Origin of the sequence: Flavihumibacter solisilvae (assembly GCF_000814475.1) — a bacterium.
GTDB lineage: Bacteria > Bacteroidota > Bacteroidia > Chitinophagales > Chitinophagaceae > Flavihumibacter > Flavihumibacter solisilvae.
The window spans coordinates 1-19,627 of record NZ_JSVC01000015.1 but is presented as its reverse complement, the minus strand read 5'-3'; the positions used below and the strand labels follow the sequence as shown (position 1 = coordinate 19,627).

Here is a 19,627-nt window from a genome sequence, read left to right as displayed (position 1 = left end):
TTCACCGCCCTATTGACTTATTGACCTATTCAATATTGGCTGCATTCACAAATCACCTGGTTTAACCGTAAAATACTTCCCTCTCCCCTCACCTGCTTAATTTAGCGGGCTGAAGGTATGCGACTATTTACACTGTGTTATATACTGCTGATACTGTTTTCGGCTAGCCTTCCCGTATCGACCGAAGGCCAGTCGCGCAATAAACAATTCTCCTTCCGCGACTCACTTGACCATGCTTTCGACCTGAGTGACTGGATCATCAATGCAAATGGATTTATTCCTGTTCCCATCATCGTCACCGAGCCTGCCCTTGGTGGATTTGGGCTGGGGTTCGTACCAGTCTTTATGAAAAAGAATCCACCTCTGCAGTCGCAGGGCCGAACCGTTCCGGTACCTCCTGATATGACGGTTGTAGCCGCTGCATACACTGCGAACAAGACCTGGTTTACAGGTATAGGAAGAACTGCCACTCTTGATAAATTGCGGATGCGTTATAAGGCGTTTATAGGATATGCAAATATCAACCTTGACTTTTACCGGGAGACAGCCCAGTTGGGGGAAATGAAGTTCGGTTTCAATGGCAGATCCCTTCCCGCCTATTTTTACCTGGCGAAACAATTAACCGATGCAAGGTGGCTGACGGGAATCCAGTACCTGTTCGTTCATACTGAACTGAAAATGCAGAATGAAGCGTCACTCCCTGATTTTGTGAAAGACAAGGAGGTGAAAAGCAATATCGGCGAATTAGGCGTCCTTGGAGAATTCGATACCCGTGACAATACGTTCACACCGAACAAAGGACTCAAAGCGCATGCACATATCAACTTCAGTGAAAACTTTTTCGGCAGTGATTATTCCTATCAGCAGATTAATGGCTTCCTATATTGGTACGTACCGGTTTGGAAACAGAAATCGAGCGGCAAGAGCCTGGTTTCCGGATTTCGGTTTGATTACCAGCAGATGCTGGGTGACCCGCCTTTCTATGCCGTCCCATTCATAGACCTACGTGGGGTCCCCATGGCCCGCTACCAGGGAAATACCAACCTGATTGTAGAAACAGAACAACGCTGGGATTTCCAACGGCGCTGGAGCGCAGTAGCATTCGGTGGACTGGCCAAAGCTTTTGACCATTTCGATGAATTCGGCGATGCTACCCTGGTGTACAACTACGGAGCCGGTTTCCGCTATCTTGTAGCAAGAAAGTTCCAGCTCCGCATGGGGGTTGATGTTGCGCGTGGCCCAACCACCTGGGCATACTATATTATTTTTGGGAGTTCCTGGGGTCGCTGACTGTACCCGCCTGGTGAAACACATGTTTATATTCGATAAAGGCCTGGATTGCAGCCAGGCCGTTTAACCTGCCTATCCCGCTGAACTTATAACCACCTTCTTCGAATTCGTCAGTGACCTGTGCCCAGTTATTGATCCAGACTGTACCGGCCTGCAATTCTCTCGCAACCTGAAGCGGAAGATCTACATCCTGCGACCAAACCGAAGCAGCCAAACCATAATCATTATCATTTGCCAATGCAATTGCGTCCTCTGCCGTATCAAACAGCTGTAATGTCGCAACCGGGCCAAAGGTTTCATCCTGGACAATATTCATCGAGTTATCGGTCACCTCCAGCAAAACAGGAGCATAAAACGCGCCCTTTGCAAGATCACCTGAGGTTAACTTTCCGCCACGCGCCAGCACCTTCGCTCCTGCCCTTATTGCATCTTCAACCAGCTTATCAACCCTTTCCACATTCGCATGATCAATCATTGGTCCCATATCGCTTGCCGGGTCTGAAGCGGGCCCGACCTTTACATTCTGAAGCCTGTGTACCAGTCTTTTTTTCAAATTGCCGGCTATTCCTTTCTGCACGAGAAACCTGCTTCCTGTCATACAGAATTGTCCCGCAAAAACAGTGATCGCTTTTTCAAGCACCGGCAAGGCACGATCGAGGTCAGCGTCATCAAATATGATAATGGGTGTCTTGCCCCCCAATTCAAAATTGAACCTCTTTAATTGGGCAGCACCATTTCGCATCAGCAACTGGCCTGTCCTGCTGCTACCGGTATAACTTATTGCGGGTACATCAGTAGATTCAACCAGGAACGCAGCGCCTTCGTTTCCTGATTCTGTAAAGAGGTTCAACACCCCTGCAGGCACATCTTTTACAGATTCAAAGATCCTGCTTATCAACTCATTTACCTGGGCGGTTTGCGATGGCATTTTAATAACGACCGTACAACCTGCAGCCAATGCGGGAGCAAGAGAACGAACCATAAGGATAACAGGTGAATTCCATGGAGCAATAATTCCTGCCACTCCAATGGGTTCTGTTAACACCATGCTAAAGGAACCGGGTTTAGTTTCCAATGCGCGACCATAGTCTGTCAGTACGGTTGCAGCGTAAAAGCGAAGTTTCGGAGCTGCAAGGCCAACTTCAAATTCCGCTTCGCTTTTAACTTTTCCGTTTTCAAGCATCAGCATCTGCACAAGGCGATCCTTATAGAGTTCAAACTGGTCGGCCAATTGGTTAAGGACTTTATAACGCAGTTGCCGGTCACTTTTCCATTCCGAATTCGTGAACGCATTTTTTGCCGCAGCTATGGCAGCAATAGCCTCCCGCTTACCACCGTCTGCATACGTTCCAATCTCCTGCCCGCTGGCAGGATCAAAACTCTTCTTATGGTTGTGACTATCAACCCACTTGTTGTTGATCCAGTTGAGCGCAATTCTATTTTTCATACATACTTTTTTTGATCGGTAACGCAAACTTATTTCGGAATGAAAACGAAGTCAAGTGACAGATTACCGGGACAGGCAGAGTTGTGACTGAAGTGTCCGCAGCTGTTTGTGAAATTTTTAAAAGCCCCAAATGTCCGGTTCATGGATTGTCTTGTCCGCTACGAAAGCATAGAGCTTGACAAAGGCATGCTGGTGAAGTTAAATTTGACGTACTCAAAATTTCAATTCTCATTTCTAAAAAGCTATACAATGCTTTACGTTAATGATCTTTCGTTAAACATCCCGGAAACGACCAAACCCCGGGTGGTAATTATCGGTGGCGGGTTTGGCGGTGTGAACCTCGCCAAGAACTTATCGGGTAAAGATTTCCAGATCGTGATGTTCGACCGGCAGAATTACAATGGCTTCTGGCCAATGTTGTACCAGGTGGCCACTGCCGGCCTTGAACCGGATGCAATCGCAGAACCATTCAGGAAAATGTTTGACAACGGCGAAGATTTTCATTTCCGGTTGGTTAAGATAACCGGCGTAAACCCCGTGACCCGTACCATCACCACGCTCATCGGTGAATTGCAATATGATTACTTAGTTATCGCAACAGGTACAAAATCGAATTTTTTCGGTAATGAATCGATTAAAAAATTCGCCTTTCCGCTCAAACGAATTCCGGATGCTCTTAATCTCAGAAGCCAGTTATTCCAGGCATTCGAACAGGCCAGCCTCATCAGGGATGAGCCGCTCCGCCAAAGCATGCTGAATGTTGTGATCGCCGGCGCGGGTCCGACAGGAGTCGAGCTTGCAGGTGCCCTGGCTGAAATGCGGGAACATGTTCTTCCCGGCGACTATCGCGGCCTTGATTTTGAAAAGATGAATATCTACCTCGTTGAAGGAAATAACAGGGTGCTTCCGCTCATGTCGCCCGAGTCAGGTTCCTGGTCACAACAATTCCTTGAAAAGAAAGGAATTATTGTGAAACTGGGCACAAGGGTGGAAGACTATGACGGCGAACTGGCCAGGCTAAGTACCGGCGAAGAAATTCCCACCCAGACGCTCATCTGGTCAGCAGGAGTTACCGGGGCACTCATAGATGGGGTACCAGCTGAAAGCATTGAAAACGGGCGGATCCTTGTAGATCAGTTCAACCAGGTCCAGGGTTTACCGAATATTTTTGCAATCGGTGATATAGCGCTGATGAAATCCAAAAAATATCCAAAAGGGCTTCCAGGGGTAGCGCAACCTGCCATTCAACAGGGAAAGCACCTGGCGGGAAACCTGGCAAGGCTGCTGCGAAGGAAACCATTAAAACCCTTTAACTATTTTAATAAAGGGACCCTCGCAGTAATTGGTCGCAATGGTGCAGTGGGTGACCTTCCTGGCAAACTACACCTTAAAGGTTTTTTTGCATGGATAACCTGGTTGTTCGTCCACATCTATTACCTTGTAGGCTTTAGAAATAAACTCGTTGTTTTCAGCAACTGGATTTACCGATTCTTCACGTACCAGCGAAGCAACCGTTTAATCATCAGGCCCTTCGTGCGCCAGGAGGACAAGGCCGGGCAGGAATTTATCCGCCGTTACCAGGAAGACTAATCTTATTCTTCATATTTAAAACAGAAAAGCATGAACTGGAATGATGTGTTACAACTGAGCCAGGCCAACCTGGAACCAGACAGGAAAGTAACGAAAACAAAAGAAGAATGGAAAGCACAGCTGACTTCTGAACAATTCCACGTCACACGTGAGCACGGTACCGAGCGGGCTTTTACCGGGGAGTTCTGTGAATTGTTTGCACCTGGTGTTTATGGCTGCATCTGCTGTGGCACACACCTCTTCGACAGCACCACAAAGTTTAACTCCAGCAGTGGCTGGCCAAGTTTTACATCACCCATAAAAGATAACGTGATAAGTTATCACAAAGACACTTCATGGGGAATGACAAGGATCGAAGTGCTGTGCAATGTTTGTGACGCACACCTGGGTCATGTGTTTCCGGATGGTCCACCACCTTCGGGGTTACGGTTTTGCATCAACTCTGCTTCCCTTGACAAAATAGGTTAATGACATCTTGTTTTTTTATTGTTCATTTCGTCATTACCAATAGCGGTTTCCCTTTCTGAACTACATAGGTGGCAAGTTCTGATCCCCTCGTGGTACCAACATTTCTTGCCGCGTGCACCACACCAGCGGGAACGAATAACACTTCGCCCGCTTTTAATGTGACCGGTGGCTTCCCTTCTATTTCGTATTCCAGGATTCCTTCCAGAACATAAATGATCTCCTCGCCAGGATGAGAGTGTTTCCCGAAAGAAGTCCCGGGATCAAAGTCGATCCGCGACTGGATCACTTCACGGCCCGGTGCACTGAGATCAAACCGCTGGAGTTCCGTGCGCCTGACTCCGGGCTGTTGCGCTATTGTGAAACCTGAAAATGCAATTGTTGCGATCCCTGCAACAATGATTCTGGTCAAAAAGCTCTTTTTCATCTGCACCATTTATTTCGTTTATTAACAAGAAAGGAGCGCATTGGGTACGCTCCTTTTGGTTTGAAGTAATGTTACTAACGGAGAGACTTAAACGCCGCCCGTAATTCGGTTGCGAACAACTCCGGATATTCCCACATCGCAAAGTGTCCACCGCGATCCGCTTCGTGAAAGTAGACCAGATTTTTGAATGCCTGGCGAGCCCATTTTTCCTGTGCACGAAATACTTCATCGGGAAATACCGTAATAGCCACAGGCACGGAGATCTCATTGGTCTTCTGTGCTGCTGAACTGATCAGGTCGCTGCCGCGGTTTTCCCAATAGATCCTCGCGGAAGAAGCCGCTGTATTTGTGAGCCAGTACAAGGTAAAGTTATCCAGCACATCATCTTTTGTTGGTGATTGATTCGGGCCCTCACCGAATGACCACTTATCAAATCCGCCGTGAACGAGCATCCACCCGGCAAGCCCTGTCGGGGAATCTGTCAACCCATAACCAACTGCCTGGGGTCTGGCACCCATCATTTTAAGGTATGCCAGGCCGCCGTTATGTACATAGGTTCTGAGGTCATCGACAGCCGCGCGCTCCTTATCGGTGAAGCCTGCTGGCGGAGCGCCTCCAAGTGCTGCCCCTACGTCGTTTGTTACAGCTGCCGGAAGGTTGGAATGAATTCCCCGTAACCCTGCCGGTGCCTGGCGACCCATTGCCTCAACAACACCAGCTCCCCAATCGCCACCCTGTGCCACATAGTGCTTGTAACCAAGGCGTTTCATCAGTACATCCCAGGCGAGGCCGATACGCTCAAGCCCCCAGCCTGCTTCGGTCGGCTTCCCTGAGAAACCGAAACCGGGTAGTGATGGGATAACAACATCAAAGGCGTCCTCGGCCTTGCCGCCATATTTTGTGGGATCAGTCAGTGGCCCTATGAGTTTTATCTGCTCAAATACTGAACCCGGCCATCCATGTGTAATGATGAGGGGCATTGCATTCGGGTGGCGGGATTTAACGTGGATGAAGTGAATGTCCAGTCCGTCAATTTTGGTAATGTACTGCGGGTAAGCGTTCAGCTTTGCTTCCGCCTTCCGCCAGTCATATTTCGTTCCCCAATAATTGACAAGATCCTTCACTTTCGCCAATTGTGCGCCCTGCGACTTATCCGTCACCGTTTCTTTGTCAGGCCAACGGGTGGCTTGTAAGCGCTTCTTAAGATCCCTGAGATCCGCCTCAGCAATGTGCACTTTGAATGGCCGGATGGATTCATCGGTCCTGGCAAGATTCGTTGACCCCGCTTGTGCACCTGCAATTGTTCCCTGCAAAACCAACGCGCTGCCAAGCACTGTTTTCGCAAGGATGGTTTTAGTTCTTTTCATTGTTCTGCTTGTTTAATTTCCTTAAAGGGGTTAAAATTATCCCTGGCAACGGCCCTATACCAAGTAGCAATCAATGCTGGCAGGCAAAGTCACTGGCGAAGCAGCCATTTAGCAGCGTGAAATTGCGGCGATGTCATAACTTTGGCACGATGGAAATCAGCCACACACCTGAGGCGCTTACCAGGTTCCGGCAAAAACTGGAATCTATTGCCCCACTATCTGATTCCGATTTTACACTCTGGGCCAACACCATGCTGGAGAAACACCTTGCAAAGGGTGAAGTGTTGCTGAAAGAAGGCCAGGTCTGTCGCCAGTTCTTCTTTATATTCAAGGGATCTATACGCACCTTCAGCCTGGAAAACGGGATAGAAGTAAACGTACACTTTTACTTTGAAGACGATTTCGTGTGCGACTTTGACAGCTTCCAGAAAGAAACACCATCAAAATTCTATTTCGTCTGCATGGAAAATACTACGGTATATGCTGCGCTCAAGACAGAGGCTGTACCGATATTCCAAACCAGTACGACCTTTTATAATTTTCTATTCCGGTTCTTCCAACGCCTTTACCTGGAGGAGTCCGAACATTCCAACAGTTTCAAACTAATGTCACCCGACGACCGATATCATTATCTCATTGAACATAAGCCACAATTGCTGCAAAGGATTCCACTCACCCACCTGGCGTCCTATCTTGGGATCAGCCGTGAAACCCTGACCCGGATCCGCAAAAAAACGAATTAACATTTTGCGTCATTTGCCGCAGGCCATGGGCATACTTCAATGTTAGCTTTGCGGAAACTTTACATACATGCTGGTCGCAGAGCGTAAGAATCTTAACCATGTTGCGGTTTTAATAAGCGGTGAATCCATCCACCTGGAAATTCTTGAAAACGATAGTAGCAATATATTTTTCTCATGCCAGTCAACCTGGCCGGTCGGAACTATTTGTTTTGCCGCAACCATATCCTTGTTCTGTATGTTTCTGGAAGACCTGGTCGACCTGCAGACCCTTTTGTATCTGAGTCCATCACTCTTTGTCGAAATAGCGAACCCTGTAAAAACTGCTTTATACAGCAGGCAAGACATTGACATTCATCTGAGGCATGGAAATAAGTCCCTTAGTGGCCTCAGGAATATTGCATCGCAATCTCCTGCACACGGTAATTACTATTGAAACAATAAACACATGAAAGCACATTTTTCGACCGTAGACAACCTGGCATCCTTAAAGGGTGGCGGGAAAGCTGGTGAACTTATCAGGCGCACAAATTGGTCGGAGACGCCAATGGGGAAACCCGGAGAATTGCCCAGCGAGCTTTTTACCTGCCTTGGAATCCTGCTGAACTCACCCATTCCGATGGTGCTGCTATGGGGTAAGGACATGGTTTTCTTTTGCAATGATTCATACATTTCAATTCCCGGTAGTGGAAAAAGCAGGCCAGTGATTGGAGAAAAGGCAATGAATGTTCTGTCCGAAATCTGGGTAACATTAAGTACTTCAATTGAAAAAGTAATGAAGACCCGGGCTTCAGTATTGCAGGAAGAACGGCGTTTCAGCTTAAGCCCAATCTTTGGCCAGGAAGGAAATATCACCGGCGTATTTGTGTATCTGTAAATCGTGAGAAATGGAAAAACCAAGCTCTGTAAAATACCTGAACGATCCGGAAGACCAGATCAGGAAACTCATTGATAACATCTCTTCCGGAATTGTGGTGCTGAAGGGTGAAAGCCTGAAAATCGCAATAGTCAATGACGCATACGCCAAACTGATCGGGCATAATACGGAAGACATTTTAAATAAGCCCCTGTTCGACGTCATTCCAAAAGCAGAACCACTTTTCAGGCACATCATTGAAAATGTGAGGATCTCCGGAAAATCCGACTACCAGAACGATCACCCTTATTGTGTCTACAAAAAATCCATCAAAACAGAAGGATACCTTGACTTGGCATATCATCCCTACAAAGATGCGAGCGGACAAATTTCCGGAGTAATCGTTTTGTGCCATGACGTTACCCAGCAGGTCCGCACACGGAAGAACTCCGAGCATATTGCAGCCATGCGAAGCAGGCAACTTGACACTGCTCACCAGGAACTGTTGCGTTATAACAACGAACTTGAACAGCTTGCCCACATTACTTCCCATGATTTCCAGGAGCCTGCAAGAAAGATCACCGTCTTTATAGATTTACTGGAAAGAAGTCTTGGAAACTCAAATGAACAGTGCCGTACTTATATAGAAAAAATAAAAAAGTCCTCATTGAGAACATTATCACTGATCAGGGATGTTTTGTCATACTCACAGCTCTCCATGCGGGTGGATAAAATTTCAACAGTAGATCTGCAGCAGGTGATTGAGCACAACATGTCTGAGTACAGTCAGTTTATACAGGAAAGAAATGCAAAGATCCTGTGCGTTGACATGCCGGTAATTGATGCTGTACCATCTCAAATGCACCAACTCTTTGGCCACCTGATTTCCAACGCCTTAAAATTCACCAGTACCGAAATTGCACCACTTATAAATATAAGTTGTTACCCCCTTACCAAAGATGAGATCCGCCATAACAACCTCGATATCAATAACAGGTACCATCACATCCAGGTAAAGGACAATGGCATCGGGTTTCACGAGGAAAGCGCGGACCGGATCTTCAAAATCTGTCAGCGGTTGCACTCGAAAGATGAATATGACGGTACTGGAGTTGGATTAGCCATTTGCAAAAAAATAATAGCCAATCATAATGGAAAGATCTTTGCGAGTTCCAGGCACGGCCATGGCACAACGGTACACCTGCTCATTCCGAAAAGACAAAATGCAGAAAGTGTTACAACACCTTGATCCTGATATTCCGGAATGAAATGCCCTTGGCCCAGTCCTGCAGGGCAATATGACCCTGTGTATGTTTCCCGAACTCCGGCCATTCCTTAAACCAGGTTTTACTGACCGAATCCTGCCATGACTGTGAAGTAAAATCCTGCTGGGTTGTGAGCACGCCATTCAGGAAGAACTCTATTTTTCCGTTTTGCTGTGTGATCCTTGATTCATTCCATTCACCAAGCGGTTTGAGTTCAGCAGGATTTTCCTGCCGGGTAAATCCGAATATACAGCCCGGCATTTTGCTGCTGCCTTTTACATAGTCTGGATGTGTAGATTCCAGTAACTGGTATTCAGGTCCCGAGGCCCAGGCTGCCGGCACACCCGGCTTTTCCACCACATTGATAAATACGCCGCTGTTACCCGCTGCCGATATTTTCCATTCAAACCGAAGTTCAAAATTTTCATACGAATTGTCAGAAACAAGATCAACCGGTTCTTGCTTACTCTTCGGATCGCAGTACAGCTCACCGTTTACAACCGTCCACCGCGAGGCTGATTTGCCTTTATTGTAAGGATGCCAGCCTTCCATCGACTCACCATCGAAGAGTGATACAAATCCTTCTTTTTTTTCTTCCTTACTTAAACGATTGGAGTGGTTGCTCATGTCTGAGCAGGACGCCATCAATATAGCAGCAATGCAAAGGGTTAGTGTAAATTTCATTTTTGAAATATAGGCAATAAATGTCGCTAATCCCTTATTGACTTATCCTAATTCGATCGCAGGTTCTTCGTCAGCCTTGCCTTCAGGTCGGAAAGATGCAATTTGGTAACCTTGTCAGTAGTTTTCAGTTCAGCCGCCGATATTTTGACCAACAATTGTTTCATACATTCCCGGGCGGAAGCCCGCACATCCGAAGTTATGCCTTCGTCTTCGTGATCAAAGAGGTCTGTCAGTCGCTGGATGTATTTTCGTTGTAATTCCCTCCGGAGATCAGTAACCACGACCATCTGTTTGTTTAATTCAGAAAACAGTCCATCCTGGATGTCCAGCAGGTAATCCGTAATCTTATAGTCGAAAGTATCAGTGGATACCGTGTTCCAGAAACTCATGATGACTTTGTTGCTGAGCAGGCTCTTCATCAGATCTACCTGGCTGCTGGTGATCATGACCGTTAGTTCATGGGGCTCGAAGACATTTTTCATTCCGCCGGTTATGATGCCGGGAACATCACGCAATTCAGTCAGTAAAAACTTGACCACTTCTTTTTTCCTGTATGCTGAAACGGGTTTAAACTGGGGCAAATGAACATCAAGGGTTCTCACCTCCACAACGCCATATAATTCTTTGGTAGCGGCATCAAGTAACTTGGACCTGTCGGCCATTGCCGCAGTATAATACTGTTTCAGCAAGCGGAAATTCTGTGGTGTTGAGGCGATGGCTTCGGGCAAATTTTGCACTGCACGTCGCAGGTTTTCCAGGCCAAGCCTTGCCGCTTCGATCCGATCGCTCCCGATGTTTTCAGTAAGCACCATCGGGTCGTGCCCTGCTGCTTCATCTTCTGCACCCCATTGCAATATGGGATTCTCTTCCTGTTCTGCAAGCCAGGTATTAAGTACAGGAACTTCACCCTCAGGCGTGGTGGTTTCCGGAATCGACTGATAACCATATTTAATGGCAAATATGTCATAGGGGCCGATCTTGGGCAAAAGACGCCTTACACTGTCGCCGGGCTGTGCGATGTAGTTGATCCGGCCGTAAGACATGATCGAGGCAACTGGTCCGTTTTCATTGGCAAAATCGCTGTCTCTCAATTCATCAATGGAATAGGCCTGGCTTGCGCGGTAATTGTGGCGTAGTCCTAAAGTATGGCCCACTTCATGTGCAACCACATACCTCATCAGGTCGTTTTCTACTTCCACAGGAAGCGGGAGCTTTCTTGCCCTTTCGTCAGCGCCCGAGCCCTGCAGGTAATACCACCGCGTAGCAAGGCTCAATACGTCAGCCCAGACAAGGATATGCGCCGAAATGATTTCGCCACTTCGTGGGTCTACTACAGTTGGACCAAGGGCATTGGCTACCGGCTGGCTGACCCAGCGGATCACTGAATTGCCGAGGTCATTCGCGTTCCATAAAGGATCATCCGGCGGATCCCTTGCCTGGATCGCATTTTTAAACCCAGCCGCCAAAAACGCCTCATTCCACATTTCAACAGCTTCCTTGAAAATCGGTCGCCAGCGTTCGGGAACATCCGGGCCGATATAATACACAATCGGTTTCACCGGCTCTGATACTGCAGCATCAGGATCTTTTTTCTCCAGCCGGAACCGGGAGATATACGATTTCTGCTTGGCACTGCTCTCATACTGGAGCTCTGTAAAATTCGTATTGAAGTACCCGATACGGGGGTCAGACAGCCTTGGTTTCATTGGCTTCTCAGGAAGCAGGTAAATACTATGCTGTACGGTTATTGTAGCCGCCGTAGAGTTGATTGCACCAAGCTCGCTCTTGCTCTGGCTGGTTTCGAAAGTCAGCGTATTCGCGATCTGGATATTATTGGGAAACGTCTTAATGTCCGAGATGAAACTACGGCGGGTATCCTGTGAGCCAAGAGTGTAATACTTTTTCCTGAGATCGAACATTTCAAGGTTGCGGGTGAACACGTCGGTCACATCCACGAGTATAGAGTTATTTTCACCCCTTGCCTTGATGGGCAATGCCAACAGGATCGGCGAAGTATTGGATTCAGCAAGCGAACGTAACATCCGTGACTTTTCAAGCCAGGGCTTTTCTGCCTGGTTGATCCTCAGGTCAAGTATGGAGCTACGGTCTTTAATAAATACTTTGTTGCCATAAGTTTCCACCTGGATATTCCATTTGTTGATAAATGTCGCAGGGGAAGCTTCTGCCATCATTAGTCCCGGGATAAAAGGACCACTTTTAATTTCTGCATACCATATCAGTTCCTTTCCGAACGTAGTTGCAGGAATCTCAAAATAAACGCTATCGTTCCGGTAGTAAATCGTGATGCCGCCCTTATATACGCTGAATCCTTTGACGATGTCCTTGATCGCATCCTTTTGCGCAACTGCAACTGTGTTTACAGCGAGAAGGCAGATGACCGAAATCACTATCCGGCAGTATGCAATGTGGCATTTTAACATAACCTTGAATCTCAAATGGAATTATGCTACCACAATTACGATGCCTGTCTTTCTGCGTCATTCCTGCTTTATCTCTTCCTTCACTTCTTTCGCTTTGGAAGAGGGGAGATAAATCTGGAATCCTACATTGAGTGTTAAATTGTTTGAGGTAGTTGAGGATCCAAAACCAATGATACCATTGTATTTAAAGAGTCCCTCCAGCCCTATATTTGGCGTAATGAAATAAGCAATGCCGGGTCCGAAACTGATTCCCAACCCATTAGTGTTGTCTCCGACCGCGGGATTATCGCCATCAATCCCGACTGTTCCTTCCCCAAAGAACCTTGCCTGGCGCAGGATGTTTACCTGGTCACGACTGAAATAATACCGGCCCAACGCTCCTACTCCATAATTGATACTGGTTCCTGCATCTTTGGCTGTGCTGAGTCCAAAAGTTAAATAACCGCCGAGCGCGATATTATCTTTAAAGAAAAAAGCAGCTTTCGGATTAATCGTGAAAGAAAAGTTGCCGCCTTCATCGAGGCCAAGGTTTAGATCCGCAATATCTGCGCCTACAAGTATATTGCCCTGTTGGATCTGAGCTTTAGTTTGAATAGATTGAGCCAGTAATGCAATCAAGATCACACATAAGTACACTTGCCTTTTCATAAAAAATGTTTTAGCGATGAAACAATCGCCTTAACCGTTTTACGTGGTGTTGTTGGAGTGAGTTGCCGCAAAGTTACGCATCGAATCCCGGTTCAGAGATTGGTCCACTGGGAATTTTTAAATTTATCAGGCAAGTGGGTAACACTTGCTTTAACCATGCTTAAACCTTGTATTAACCATGTATAAAATATGCTGTTTCAGAGGGGATGATACATGGATGACACATGGTTGACACATGGATTAAATTTTATCACAGCACTCAAAACCCAGATTTTGGTCGTAAAAACCCAGATTTTGGTCGTCTTTTTTAGCCTCATCATTCTTCCCCACATTAAAGGCTATACGATTTTGCTTCCTGAAAAAACCGCTCGCGCCATTCCAGGTACCGCTCGCGAACTATTTTCCGGTTTCGATGCACAATGTTTGGAAATTAAATACCCTCTGCTTATAGTTATTCCCGATTTACCGCAGAGGAAGCATCACGTAAGTTGAAACGGGAGACGTGACCCGCCAGACTTTCTTCCGAAGCGGTAAATGACGAAACAATTTTAAAAACGTAAAATTTACAATCATGAGTAAGGTTACAGAAAACTTGCTCGTCAAAGGAGCAAGAGGGAAAATGGGTAATCAGTTCGTCTACAAAAAAAGAGGCGATGATACCTTTATGGCACGTTTGCCAAAAGTCGACAAAGATGCAGAACCAACGGAGAACCAGGTAAAGGTCCGGGACCGTTTTAGCGAGGCATCTTTATACGCCAAGGGCGCAATAGCTGATTCTGAAATGAAGGCAGAATATGAAAGAAATCTCCCTTCTGGAAGAACAGCATATAACATTGCGTTCCGTGATTACCTGAAGGCCCCTGCGGTGAAAAGCATCGATGTCAGCAAATATGCCGGACTCGCAGGATCTCCAATTGTTGTGAAAGCTAAAGATGACTTCAGGGTTTCTGAAGTAATTGTAAGCATCCGAACGGCAACAGGAGAACTGGTCGAAGAGGGTAATGCCATTCTTAACCCGATCAACCGGAATAAATGGACGTACACGACAGTAGCAGACAACCCTGCACTTGCAGGCGGCAGTGTCAGTGTAACGGCCAGGGATATCCCGGGTAATGAGGGCAGAATGGATCTCACGCTGTAAAAGAAAATCCCCCGGACTGCAGCCGGGGATTTTCCTTAATTTCAGCAGAATGAAATCCAGGACGCTAAAATTCCTTGCAAATGTTGCACTGACCGGCCCTCCTGCTGTTACCTGAGCAGGAGCATCACGGATAACACGATCAACAGTGGCCCGATAATACCCATCAATAAACCACCCGGTAAAAAATCTTTTTGCTTCAATAAGCCAGTGCTGTACGCAATTGCATTCGGCGGAGTAGACACCGGTAATAAGAGTGCTGTTGAAGCGGCCAGCCCGATAATAACAGCGATCCTTTCTGCTTCTGCCGGCATCAGGTAAATTCCCAGCGGAATAAGGATCGTGCTGGTCGCGGTATTGCTCATAACATTGCTGAAAAGCATGGCACTGAATGCAAAAATGAAGTAAAGCAATACGGTTGAAAAGCCGGATTCTGTAATACCTGCTGCAAAATATTCAAGCATGCCGGTGTGCTGTAATGCAAGACCGAGGGAAAGTCCGCCTGAAACAAGCATCAGCGTATCCCAGGGAAGCTTTCGCATATCCGATGCGTTCAGGATGCCCGTCATCGTCAGGAAAACAAGTGGAATGGCTGAAACCGCGGAAACACTCAATTGATGCAATGAACTGGTGGTCCACAACAGGACTGTAATAGCGAAAATTACCATTACAATCCGCCGGTTTCTTTTTTGGCCAGGAAGCGGCTCCTGTTCATTTTCCTGCAGAAATTCAATCGCAATAGAACTGTTGTCTGGAATGTAAAATTTACAAAGCAGACGCCAGGATAACAGGATAAGTACCAATGCCAGTGGCACACCGACCATCATCCATTTTAAAAAGCTGATAGTAATCCCCACGTTCTCCAGGGCACCGGCAGCAATCGCATTTGTCGGGCTGCCAATAATGGTTCCCATTCCGCCGACTGCCGCTGCCAGTGGAATACCAGTCAGTAAAGCTTTGGCGAAGGGCTTATTACCCAGATGGTTCAATAAAGGCATAATGGCTGCAATAACCATTGCTGTGGTTGCCGTATTGGAAAGGAACATCGATGCCACCAACGTGGTAATCATCAATGCAAACAGTATAGTGCGTGGCCTGCTTCCGGATAATTTCAGGGAGAGCTTCAGCAATTCAGAATCAATGCCGGTTTTGGTCATGGCCTCTGCAAGAAAAAATCCGCCGAGTAATAACCAGATGATGCTGCTGGAAAAAGTCTGAACGTATTTAGAGGCGTCCTGTGGTTGCGGGTTAAACCTGGGGTTTCCGAGGGCAAAAAACAGGAATGCCATGATAAATAATGCGACAGCAAAGGGAGGAATAGCTTCCGTCAGCCACAGTCCAACAGAGAAAAAAAGGAGGAATATTACATAATCCTGCGAAACAGTAAACGCCGGCGACCTGAGCAAGTAAGTCAGTAACAATGCCGCTGCCAGGCAAAGCATCAATTTAAATGCGTTTTTGCCCGGGGTTGAAATTGTTAAACTGCTGTCCGTCATTTGAGACATGGTCCTCAGTATGTTTCCCTGAATCGATCAAGTTAAGGTAAATGGAAAGCAACCCTGGCCCGCCGGTTGACTTTACTGTTAAATCAGGTTTATGGAAGCGATTTGTTAACTTAGATAAGCGTCGATCCTTAAATATACCAGTCATGAAAAAATTCATGTTACCGTATTTGGCTATTGTGCTGAGCGTGGTAAGTCTGCCTGCTTTTTCCCAAAGCACAGGAAGCGATACTGCAATGTTAGGCTTGCCGGGAGACAACCTGGATCTTTATGCAGTACTGGATCTTTTTCAAAAGTCAAAAACCATCGAAGCATTTGAAAAATCGCTGAATGAACAAAAAACGGGAATCAACAACCTCGACCTGGATCTCGATAAAAAAGTCGACTTTATTAAAGTGGTAACGAAGCAAAAGGATTCAAGTTTTACGTTTATACTACAGGTTGAAGTCAGTAAGACTGAAAAGCAGGATGTTGCTGTCATTATGTTAGAAAAGAAGAAGGGGAAAGTAACGATGCAAATTGTCGGGGATGAAGATCTGTATGGCAAGAATTATATCGTTGAACCAAAGTCATCTGGCACGCCTTCAGTCACTGCTAACCCGGGATATACCGGTCCGGAACCAGTAACCGTAAATGTTCCGGCAACCACTGTTGTTGTCGAAACAACGCCAATTGTCCAGTATGTGTATTCACCTGTCTATGTGCCATATGTCCCTCCCTACCATTATGGTTACTATCCGCCATATTTTGCAGCGTTCACAGTAATGGCAGTAGGAATTTATCACGCCAATCATTACCATTACCACGGTGGTTATGGTTACCATAACACTACTGTCATTCACAATCATAATACTTTCAATAACTACAACGGCAACAGGAACCGTTCAGACAGGGTTGCGCATAACAACGCAAATGGAAGATATAATAACGGGAACAGGGCATCCGACAGGCAAGGGAACAGGGGATCAGACAGGGGGTCCAATCGTGGGTCCGACAGGCCCTCTGCGTCAACCAGGCCTTCGACAGGTCAGTCGGACCGTCGTTCAGGCGGTGCCTCCGTTTCTGACCGGCAATCAAGGTCGAACTTTTCGTCTCCGTCAACGATGCAATCAGGCCGTTCCCGGGGCGGCGGTGGTGGCGGTGGCAGGGGTGGTGGCGGCGCCAGGGGAGGCGGTGGGAGAAGACGATAAGCAGGAATTTCTTTTATGGAATAAGAACATCAGAAGCGCTCATATCCCTCACGCAAACATATTTGCCATTTCTCTTCTCAAAAAGACTCATATAGTTGCCTTTGTTGATCGCAGTGTTGGTTGAGTCAATAACCTGGAAATAGCCAATTTCGACTACCTGGTTGCCATCGTTTGACACAAAAACTTCATCGGTTTTGAAGGAGATCTTATTGGAGTTTTCGACCAAATCAGCTTTTAAGAATTCAATTATAGCTTCTTTGCCTACCAATGCCGGCCTGTTTGGGTAAAAGGTTATCGCATCGTCAGCATAGTAGCCGATATTTTTGATTTCCCCCGCGTTATATGTTTCTGCAAATTCATTTTCCTTGGCCTGGATCTCCTTCTTTATCTGCTCTTTGTCGATAGCAGCTGTTGTGGGTTCTCCTTTTTTGGTATCACAGGCGGAAACAAATGTTAAAATACCTGAAAGTACTATTCCATAGGTGATCATGTTTCTCATAATATGTAGTTGAGTTTTGGCATGAAATACTTAAAACCTGTCACTTAAATATAAGCTGTTCTATTTATAAGCGCAATATTTACGGATAAATGACCGGAGAGGCTGCTACCTTAGAATTTCGTCAAAGTTCCCCCCCGGGTACTTGTAGTACCATCTTTGATGGGTATTAGGAAACCATAGGTTATGAACAAGTATCTTACTGAAGATCAGTTTGCAGCAGTGCGATATATTGTTAATGATGTTGATGCTGCGGTAGGTTTTTATACGGGCATTCTGGGCTTCGAAACGGATCAGCATGTAAAATCTGCTTTTGCTTCATTAAAACTGGGAAACCTCCGGTTGTTTATAAACAGTCCGGGTGCGGGAGGTGCGGGTCATGCCATGCCTGACGGAACCATGCCGGCCCCGGGTGGATGGAATCGCATCCAGCTACAGGTAAAAAATATCGAGGCTGTGGTGCAGGATTTCAGGAAGCGAGGCGCAACATTCCGGAATGAAATTGTACAAGGTGTTGGCGGTAAGCAGATCCTCCTTCAGGACCCTTCCAAAAACCTGATAGAATTGTTTGAATTTCCATCATGACACAAGAAAAATCCCCCGGGAAACCGGAGGATTTTTTCATTTTTTAGTAATCGTCCACTACTTCGATGGTTCCCGTCATTCCCGGGTGAAGCGTACAATGATATGGATATGTTCCCACGGTGTTGTACATCCTGCTGAAATTACCGCCGGGCTGAATTTCTCCGCTATCAAAACTATTATCATTTGCCGTTACGGTATGAGCCATCGTATCATCATTGTTCCATTTTACTGTTGTACCTGTCTTAACCCGCAGACTGGCAGGAGAAAAGACTGAATTCTTCATGTAGATTGTAGAGGAATTGCTACCGTTATTGTTGTCTTTTTTCTCGTCTTTATAATTGTCTTTGCTGCACGCTGTTATCAAGGTAATCGCCAGTAAAATGCCGACAAGGGTGCCGAAAAATTGTTTGGTTTTCATATACGCACGTTTTAAGATTAAACAATGAGTCTAATAAACCAAATGCAGCAACAATCAGACCCTGGGAAGAAATCTTTTGTTAAAACCTGCGTAGGGAATAACATACTCGGCCGACCTGTTCGCCAGTCTGCAATCGTGTTCAGATGAAGCCCACGCAGGTCGTAAAAAGCCAGCAGAACTGAATTCTGCCGGCTTTATTTACCGAATAAGCGCGATTTTGACACTGCAGCAGTAGCAGCGATATGCATCAGTTCGCCGTAGCCGGATTGATGATTGTAACTACCTCACTGATAGTATTGGCCGGAAAACCTGCTTTCCTGGCATGTTCCCTGATCAGCTCCTCATTCTCTGCTTTATACACACAGGTTAGTTTATTTCCCTGCACGTAACTCTGTACCCATTCAATGCGGGGTCCTATTTCTTTTAAAACTGCACAGGATCTCTGGGATGCTGCCTTCAGTTCTTCGGCTGTTAATTTACCGGCATTCGGAATTTCTCTTTCAATCAGATAGGTTTTCATTGTTGTCTTGTTTTTGGTTTCGTAAACAATTGCTGAGTTCTGAGCCATGATTGCAGATCCTGTGAAAAGAAGAATAATGACAAGCATGAAGCTGTGTTTACCAGGCTGTTTCATAACTTTTAGTTTAATGATTAATGATACCAAAGTTAACAGTGAGTACTGCCGGAAGCCTGTAACAAATCGTTCAATAAATGAAAATCCGGTTGAAACAAATCGTTCAATAAATGGTAAAATTGAGCCAGCAGGTAGCAGCATCAATGATGCAACATGTCAATATAAGCCATCGGAAGCAGGCCATATTTCTTTTTAAAACACTTGGTAAAATAAGAAGGACTGGTAAACCCTGAGTCAAATGTTATCTGCAAAATAGTATGACGCTGTTTTTTCATGAGCTCTTTTGCTTTCTCAAGCCTGAACTCTTTCAAAAGTATATTTGGGGAGAGGCCCGTAAGTGAAATTGTTTTCCTGTACAATTGCGATTTACTCATTGCCATTTCCTTACAGTAATCTGGAATATCAAAATCAGGATCCTGCCAGTTTTCCTCCAATTTATTGAAT

Annotated in this window: 22 protein-coding genes; 11 read left to right on the top strand and 11 right to left on the bottom strand. The window is 46.1% G+C overall.

Going from position 1 to position 19,627, the window contains the following annotated elements; translation table 11 throughout:
- Window positions 1-117 precede the first annotated feature (117 nt).
- Complete coding sequence (locus OI18_RS13030) at window positions 118-1,290, top strand: BamA/TamA family outer membrane protein (protein ID WP_039140434.1); 1,173 nt, start codon at window positions 118-120, stop codon at window positions 1,288-1,290.
- Here the strand turns inward: OI18_RS13030 and OI18_RS13025 are convergent.
- Window positions 1,262-2,737: an aldehyde dehydrogenase family protein gene (locus OI18_RS13025; protein WP_039140433.1), complete on the bottom strand. Its 1,476-nt coding sequence runs from the start codon at window positions 2,735-2,737 to the stop codon at window positions 1,262-1,264. The genes OI18_RS13030 and OI18_RS13025 overlap by 29 nt on opposite strands.
- A gap of 249 nt (window positions 2,738-2,986) precedes the next feature.
- Here OI18_RS13025 and OI18_RS13020 point away from each other — a divergent pair, with 249 nt between their 5' ends.
- Both OI18_RS13020 and msrB read left to right on the top strand, forming a co-directional pair.
- Window positions 2,987-4,327, top strand: a complete 1,341-nt coding sequence (locus OI18_RS13020) for an NAD(P)/FAD-dependent oxidoreductase (protein WP_039140872.1) — start codon at window positions 2,987-2,989, stop codon at window positions 4,325-4,327.
- A gap of 30 nt (window positions 4,328-4,357) precedes the next feature.
- Window positions 4,358-4,795: a peptide-methionine (R)-S-oxide reductase MsrB gene (msrB, locus tag OI18_RS13015; protein WP_039140431.1), complete on the top strand. Its 438-nt coding sequence runs from the start codon at window positions 4,358-4,360 to the stop codon at window positions 4,793-4,795.
- Between the two features lie 22 nt (window positions 4,796-4,817).
- Here the strand turns inward: msrB and OI18_RS13010 are convergent, their stop codons facing one another.
- Together OI18_RS13010 and OI18_RS13005 are read right to left on the bottom strand one after the other, a co-directional pair.
- A complete protein-coding gene (locus OI18_RS13010; RefSeq protein ID WP_240312770.1) occupies window positions 4,818-5,204 on the bottom strand; it encodes a cupin domain-containing protein in 387 nt (128 codons plus the stop codon).
- Between the two features lie 89 nt (window positions 5,205-5,293).
- Window positions 5,294-6,586 (bottom strand): epoxide hydrolase family protein, encoded by a 1,293-nt coding sequence (locus OI18_RS13005; protein ID WP_082037958.1) that lies wholly within the window; start codon window positions 6,584-6,586, stop codon window positions 5,294-5,296.
- 149 nt (window positions 6,587-6,735) lie between these two features.
- On the opposite strand from OI18_RS13005, the gene OI18_RS13000 reads away from it, so the two are divergent.
- The 4 genes from OI18_RS13000 (at window position 6,736) to OI18_RS12985 (ending at window position 9,431) form a co-directional block, all read left to right on the top strand.
- Complete coding sequence (locus OI18_RS13000; protein WP_052273185.1) at window positions 6,736-7,329, top strand: Crp/Fnr family transcriptional regulator; 594 nt, start codon at window positions 6,736-6,738, stop codon at window positions 7,327-7,329.
- A gap of 67 nt (window positions 7,330-7,396) precedes the next feature.
- Window positions 7,397-7,762 (top strand): hypothetical protein, encoded by a 366-nt coding sequence (locus OI18_RS12995; RefSeq protein WP_039140429.1) that lies wholly within the window; start codon window positions 7,397-7,399, stop codon window positions 7,760-7,762.
- Between the two features lie 12 nt (window positions 7,763-7,774).
- A complete protein-coding gene (locus tag OI18_RS12990) occupies window positions 7,775-8,203 on the top strand; it encodes a hypothetical protein (protein ID WP_039140428.1) in 429 nt (142 codons plus the stop codon).
- 10 nt (window positions 8,204-8,213) lie between these two features.
- Complete coding sequence (locus tag OI18_RS12985) at window positions 8,214-9,431, top strand: ATP-binding protein (RefSeq protein ID WP_052273184.1); 1,218 nt, start codon at window positions 8,214-8,216, stop codon at window positions 9,429-9,431.
- Here OI18_RS12985 and OI18_RS12980 read toward each other — a convergent pair.
- The 3 genes from OI18_RS12980 to OI18_RS12970 are packed head-to-tail and all read right to left on the bottom strand — an operon-like array spanning window position 9,418 to window position 13,220.
- Window positions 9,418-10,131 carry a 3-keto-disaccharide hydrolase gene (locus OI18_RS12980; protein WP_052273183.1) on the bottom strand — a complete coding sequence of 238 codons (714 nt, stop codon included), beginning with the start codon at window positions 10,129-10,131 and terminating at the stop codon, window positions 9,418-9,420. The two genes, OI18_RS12985 and OI18_RS12980, sit on opposite strands and share 14 nt — an antisense overlap.
- Before the next feature lie 47 nt (window positions 10,132-10,178).
- Window positions 10,179-12,572, bottom strand: coding sequence for a zinc-dependent metalloprotease (locus OI18_RS12975; protein ID WP_039140424.1), 2,394 nt, complete (start codon window positions 12,570-12,572; stop codon window positions 10,179-10,181).
- Window positions 12,573-12,629: 57 nt separating this feature from the next.
- Window positions 12,630-13,220 carry an outer membrane beta-barrel protein gene (locus OI18_RS12970; RefSeq protein WP_039140422.1) on the bottom strand — a complete coding sequence of 197 codons (591 nt, stop codon included), beginning with the start codon at window positions 13,218-13,220 and terminating at the stop codon, window positions 12,630-12,632.
- A 213-nt stretch (window positions 13,221-13,433) separates the two neighbouring features.
- Between OI18_RS12970 and OI18_RS12965 the strand changes: the two genes are divergently transcribed.
- Window positions 13,434-13,712 (top strand): hypothetical protein, encoded by a 279-nt coding sequence (locus OI18_RS12965; protein WP_039140420.1) that lies wholly within the window; start codon window positions 13,434-13,436, stop codon window positions 13,710-13,712.
- A 79-nt stretch (window positions 13,713-13,791) separates the two neighbouring features.
- Complete coding sequence (locus OI18_RS12960) at window positions 13,792-14,361, top strand: hypothetical protein (RefSeq protein ID WP_039140419.1); 570 nt, start codon at window positions 13,792-13,794, stop codon at window positions 14,359-14,361.
- A gap of 107 nt (window positions 14,362-14,468) precedes the next feature.
- On the opposite strand, the gene OI18_RS12955 is transcribed toward OI18_RS12960, so the two are convergent.
- The gene (locus tag OI18_RS12955; RefSeq protein WP_205410044.1) at window positions 14,469-15,863 is read right to left on the bottom strand and encodes an SLC13 family permease; all 1,395 of its coding nucleotides are present in this window, start codon (window positions 15,861-15,863) and stop codon (window positions 14,469-14,471) included.
- Window positions 15,864-16,006: 143 nt separating this feature from the next.
- On the opposite strand from OI18_RS12955, the gene OI18_RS12945 reads away from it, so the two are divergent.
- Window positions 16,007-17,050, top strand: a complete 1,044-nt coding sequence (locus OI18_RS12945; protein ID WP_039140414.1) for a hypothetical protein — start codon at window positions 16,007-16,009, stop codon at window positions 17,048-17,050.
- A 13-nt stretch (window positions 17,051-17,063) separates the two neighbouring features.
- Here OI18_RS12945 and OI18_RS12940 read toward each other — a convergent pair whose 3' ends face one another.
- On the bottom strand, window positions 17,064-17,549 hold the full coding sequence (locus OI18_RS12940) for a YybH family protein (protein WP_039140413.1): 486 nt from the start codon (window positions 17,547-17,549) through the stop codon (window positions 17,064-17,066).
- A 183-nt stretch (window positions 17,550-17,732) separates the two neighbouring features.
- Here OI18_RS12940 and OI18_RS12935 point away from each other — a divergent pair, with 183 nt between their 5' ends.
- Window positions 17,733-18,131 (top strand): VOC family protein, encoded by a 399-nt coding sequence (locus OI18_RS12935; RefSeq protein WP_039140412.1) that lies wholly within the window; start codon window positions 17,733-17,735, stop codon window positions 18,129-18,131.
- Between the two features lie 43 nt (window positions 18,132-18,174).
- Here the strand turns inward: OI18_RS12935 and OI18_RS23805 are convergent, their stop codons facing one another.
- The 3 genes from OI18_RS23805 to OI18_RS12920 all read right to left on the bottom strand — a co-directional run.
- A complete protein-coding gene (locus OI18_RS23805; protein WP_052273181.1) occupies window positions 18,175-18,549 on the bottom strand; it encodes a cupredoxin domain-containing protein in 375 nt (124 codons plus the stop codon).
- Between the two features lie 247 nt (window positions 18,550-18,796).
- Window positions 18,797-19,183: a DUF4242 domain-containing protein gene (locus OI18_RS12925; protein ID WP_240312769.1), complete on the bottom strand. Its 387-nt coding sequence runs from the start codon at window positions 19,181-19,183 to the stop codon at window positions 18,797-18,799.
- 140 nt (window positions 19,184-19,323) lie between these two features.
- Window positions 19,324-19,627, bottom strand: a 304-nt coding sequence (locus tag OI18_RS12920) for a helix-turn-helix domain-containing protein (protein WP_039140410.1), incomplete at its 5' end; no start/stop codon positions are given.